General features: G+C 59.4%; 3 protein-coding genes and 1 pseudogene. 2 read left to right on the forward strand and 2 right to left on the reverse strand.

All coding sequences use genetic code 11. The annotated features are described in order from the left end of the window. Together AAAC48_RS22950 and AAAC48_RS22955 are read right to left on the reverse strand one after the other, a co-directional pair. A pseudogene (locus AAAC48_RS22950) lies at positions 1 to 247 on the reverse strand (alpha/beta hydrolase); the annotation flags it as partial. 157 nt (positions 248 to 404) lie between these two features. Next, the gene (locus AAAC48_RS22955; RefSeq protein WP_340656410.1) at positions 405 to 1,298 is read right to left on the reverse strand and encodes a LysR family transcriptional regulator; all 894 of its coding nucleotides are present in this window, start codon (positions 1,296 to 1,298) and stop codon (positions 405 to 407) included. Positions 1,299 to 1,425: 127 nt separating this feature from the next. On the opposite strand from AAAC48_RS22955, the gene AAAC48_RS22960 reads away from it, so the two are divergent. Together AAAC48_RS22960 and AAAC48_RS22965 are read left to right on the forward strand one after the other, a co-directional pair. Further along, the gene (locus AAAC48_RS22960) at positions 1,426 to 2,841 is read left to right on the forward strand and encodes an MFS transporter (RefSeq protein WP_340656411.1); all 1,416 of its coding nucleotides are present in this window, start codon (positions 1,426 to 1,428) and stop codon (positions 2,839 to 2,841) included. Between the two features lie 36 nt (positions 2,842 to 2,877). Further along, positions 2,878 to 3,158: aldo/keto reductase (locus AAAC48_RS22965; protein ID WP_340656412.1), on the forward strand; the 281-nt coding region annotated here is incomplete at its 3' end.

The following is a 3,158-nucleotide window of genomic DNA, read 5'->3' on the forward strand; positions in this document are numbered from 1 at the left end:
GATAGGCCCCGTGCAGCATGAAAATGGGAAGAGGCTTCGGCTTCTCTGGCACCTTATAGAAGACGTAGGCGTGATCTCCGTGCAGGCTTTGGCCTTCGGCCGAAGGCGCGTTGTTGTTGTAAGTTCCCGGCGTGGTCGCCACGCTTCCGCCAACGGCGAAGCTCCCCTGATCCTGGATTACGAGAGGCTCCGGTTTCGATCCGGTCTGCGCAAACGCCGATCCGGCGACGAGCTGCGTCGAAAACATGAGAGCTAGCGCGAAGGTCTTCATCGGAGACTTCATATTCATCCTTCTCGTAGTTGAGTGGATGAAGCCTACGCGAAGCTCTTTATGAGCATTAGCCACCTATTTCCGATTGAAGCCATTAGCCTGGCTTCTTAATCACAAACGGTTGATGAGCACGTCATCCCTTAAACCGAAGGGCCTCCAGGACCAGGGCAAATGCTGGAGAGGCGTGCCGGCGGTTCGGGTAATAGAGGTGATAACCCGGAAAAGGCTCACACCACTCCTCCAGCACGCGGACGAGTTTATTCTCCTTGATCAGGTCCTCGACCTGGTCTTCCGGCATGTAGGCAAGGCCGAGGCCTCTCAATACCGCATCGCGTCGCATTGCCATGTTGTTGAAGACGAGCTGTCCATCGACCCGGACCTTGAGTTCGTATCCATCTTTTTCGAATTCCCAGGGGAAGATGTTTCCATAGGTCGGCATGCGAATCTGGATGCAGTTATGTGCAGTCAGGTCCTGCGGTTTTTCGGGCCATGGATTGCGATGAAAATAGGACGGCGAACCGACGACGGCCATGCGCATCGGCGGTCCTATTCGAAGAGCGATCATGTCTTTCGCGACCTGCTCCCCGAGACGGACACCTGCATCATATCGCTCGGCGACGATATCGGTCAGACCGTAGTCAACGGTGATCTCGACATTGATGTCAGGGTTGTCGGGTAGGAACTTATCGAGCGCAGGGGCAAGGACAGAGATCGCCGCATGCTCGCCAGCCGTGATGCGGATCGTGCCGGCAGGCTTGTCGCGCATTTCGCTCAGGGCCGACAGCTCCGCCTGAATTTCCTCGAACCGCGGGCCTGCCGTGTGAAGGAGCCGCTCCCCCGCCGGAGTGGGCGACACACGTCGCGTTGTTCTCGTGAGCAACCTGATCCCGAGCCTTTCTTCAAGGCTGCGAACCGTCTGGCTGAGCGCCGACTGGGAGACACCGAGCTTCACCGCCGCCCGTGTGAAACTCTCTTCGCGAGCAACGGTGACGAAGGCGACGAGATCATTGAAATTTTCCTGCGGCATTCATTATCCCAGCTTATAGGTTCATGCCGATTATAGGCACTAATCGAAAGCAGCCGCAAACGCTAGATTCCAGTCAGTCAAACGGGTGATCGACAACAGTCCCCCTCGCATCTGAACTGGAATACGCATGCCCCATGCAATCGAGACCCCAAACAAGAAGGTAATCCTCGCGATTATCCTCGTCAGCTACGTGATGATCGTCCTCGACATCTCCATTGTGCTGACGGGTCTCCCGAAGATACACGCCGAACTCGGCTTCACCGATGCCGGGCTGTCGTGGGTCTCCACCGCCTACACGCTGGCTTTCGGCGGCTGCCTTCTGCTCGGCGCGCGGGCTGGCGACATCTACGGGCGGCGTCGCATGCTTCTGATCGGGCTGGCGATCTTCTCACTCGCCTCCCTGATTATTGGCGTGGCGCAGACCCCGGCGATCATGATCGCGGCACGCGCCGTCCAGGGACTTGGCTCGGCGATACTCGCCCCTTCGACCCTGGCGCTGCTTCAGAACAATTTCGAACCAGGCCCGGAACGCACACGCGCGGTCTCCTACTATGCGGCAGCCGCCGGGGTCTCTGCGGCTCTTGGTCTCGTGGTCGGCGGTCTTCTTGCCGACTGGCTTTCCTGGCGGGTCGGTTTTTTCATCAACCTGCCGATCGGTATCGCCATGATGCTGGCCGCAAAACGGTACGTTGTGGAGACTGATCTTGCGCCGGCGCACCTCGACATGTTTGGCGCTCTGACATCGACGCTAGGGATGGTCTTCCTCGTATATGGCGTTATCCGCTCGGCCTCGGTGGGATGGCACGATCCTGTGACATGCATCTCGGTCGGTTTTGGTCTGCTGATGCTGGCGATATTCATTCTGGTGGAATCGCGGGCATCCCAACCGATCATGCCGCTGACGCTGTTTTCCGACCGGGAACGTGCCGCAGCCTATGCCGCGCGTGCCCTGTTCCTCGGTGCCAATGTCGGCTTTTACTTCTTCGTCGCCCAGTTTCTGCAAAGCGTGGTCGGACTGTCGCCGGCGGCGGCCGGGATCGCCTTCCTGCCGACAACCGTCGTCAATTTCGTCGTGGCAATGTCCGCGCCTGCCTTGATCGGAAAATTCGGCTCCGACCGCGTCCTGACGATCAGCATTTTCGCAGGCCTGATCGGCATGGGCTGGCTGAGTCTTGCCATAGAAGGATCGTCCTTATGGCCGCTCCTGCTTCCGATGATGCTGATCGGTGCGGGTCAGGGTGGAGCGCTGGGCCCTCTCACAGCATCCGGGATCGCGCGGGTGCCGTCGGAGCGGGCGGGAGCGGCCTCCGGCGTTGTCAATGTCGCCCACCAGCTCGGCAGCTCTCTCGGTCTTGGTATTCTTGTTTCGGTCTCGGCGCTCGGGTCGGAAGGCCTGTCAGGCACCACACTCCTCACGCACCGCGTGGGTCTGGCCATGGAGACGGGAACAGTCCTGATCGCCCTGACGCTCATCCTTACGCTTGCCTTCATCGTCGGTCGCCGCCACGAAATCTCTCCCGTGGCGGCGACTGAAGCGCCGTGACCCACCAGATACATTCCTATGAACGGAGATAAGACCATGAAAAAACGAACACTTGGAAGCGGGCTTGAAGTATCCGCACTCGGCCTTGGCTGCATGGGCATGAGCGCAGCCTATGGTCCTGCGGCCGACAAGGGCGAGATGATCAAGCTGATGCGCCTTGCCAACGAGCACGGGATCACGCTGTTCGATACGGCCGAAGCCTACGGTCCGTTCGTCAATGAGGACCTGGTCGGTGAAGCGCTCGCGCCGATCCGCGACGATGTGGTCATCGCCACCAAATTCGGTTTCGAGATCGATCTCGAAACAGGCGCGCGCAC

The sequence above is a fragment of the Phyllobacterium sp. genome (assembly GCF_037994405.1).
GTDB lineage: Bacteria > Pseudomonadota > Alphaproteobacteria > Rhizobiales > Rhizobiaceae > Phyllobacterium.

Coding starts and splice junctions, on each gene's coding strand:
- AAAC48_RS22955 (WP_340656410.1), bottom strand. CDS start 1,298: ATGCCGCAGGAAAATTTCAATGATCTCGTCGCCTTCGTCACCGTTGCT.
- AAAC48_RS22960 (WP_340656411.1), top strand. CDS start 1,426: ATGCCCCATGCAATCGAGACCCCAAACAAGAAGGTAATCCTCGCGATT.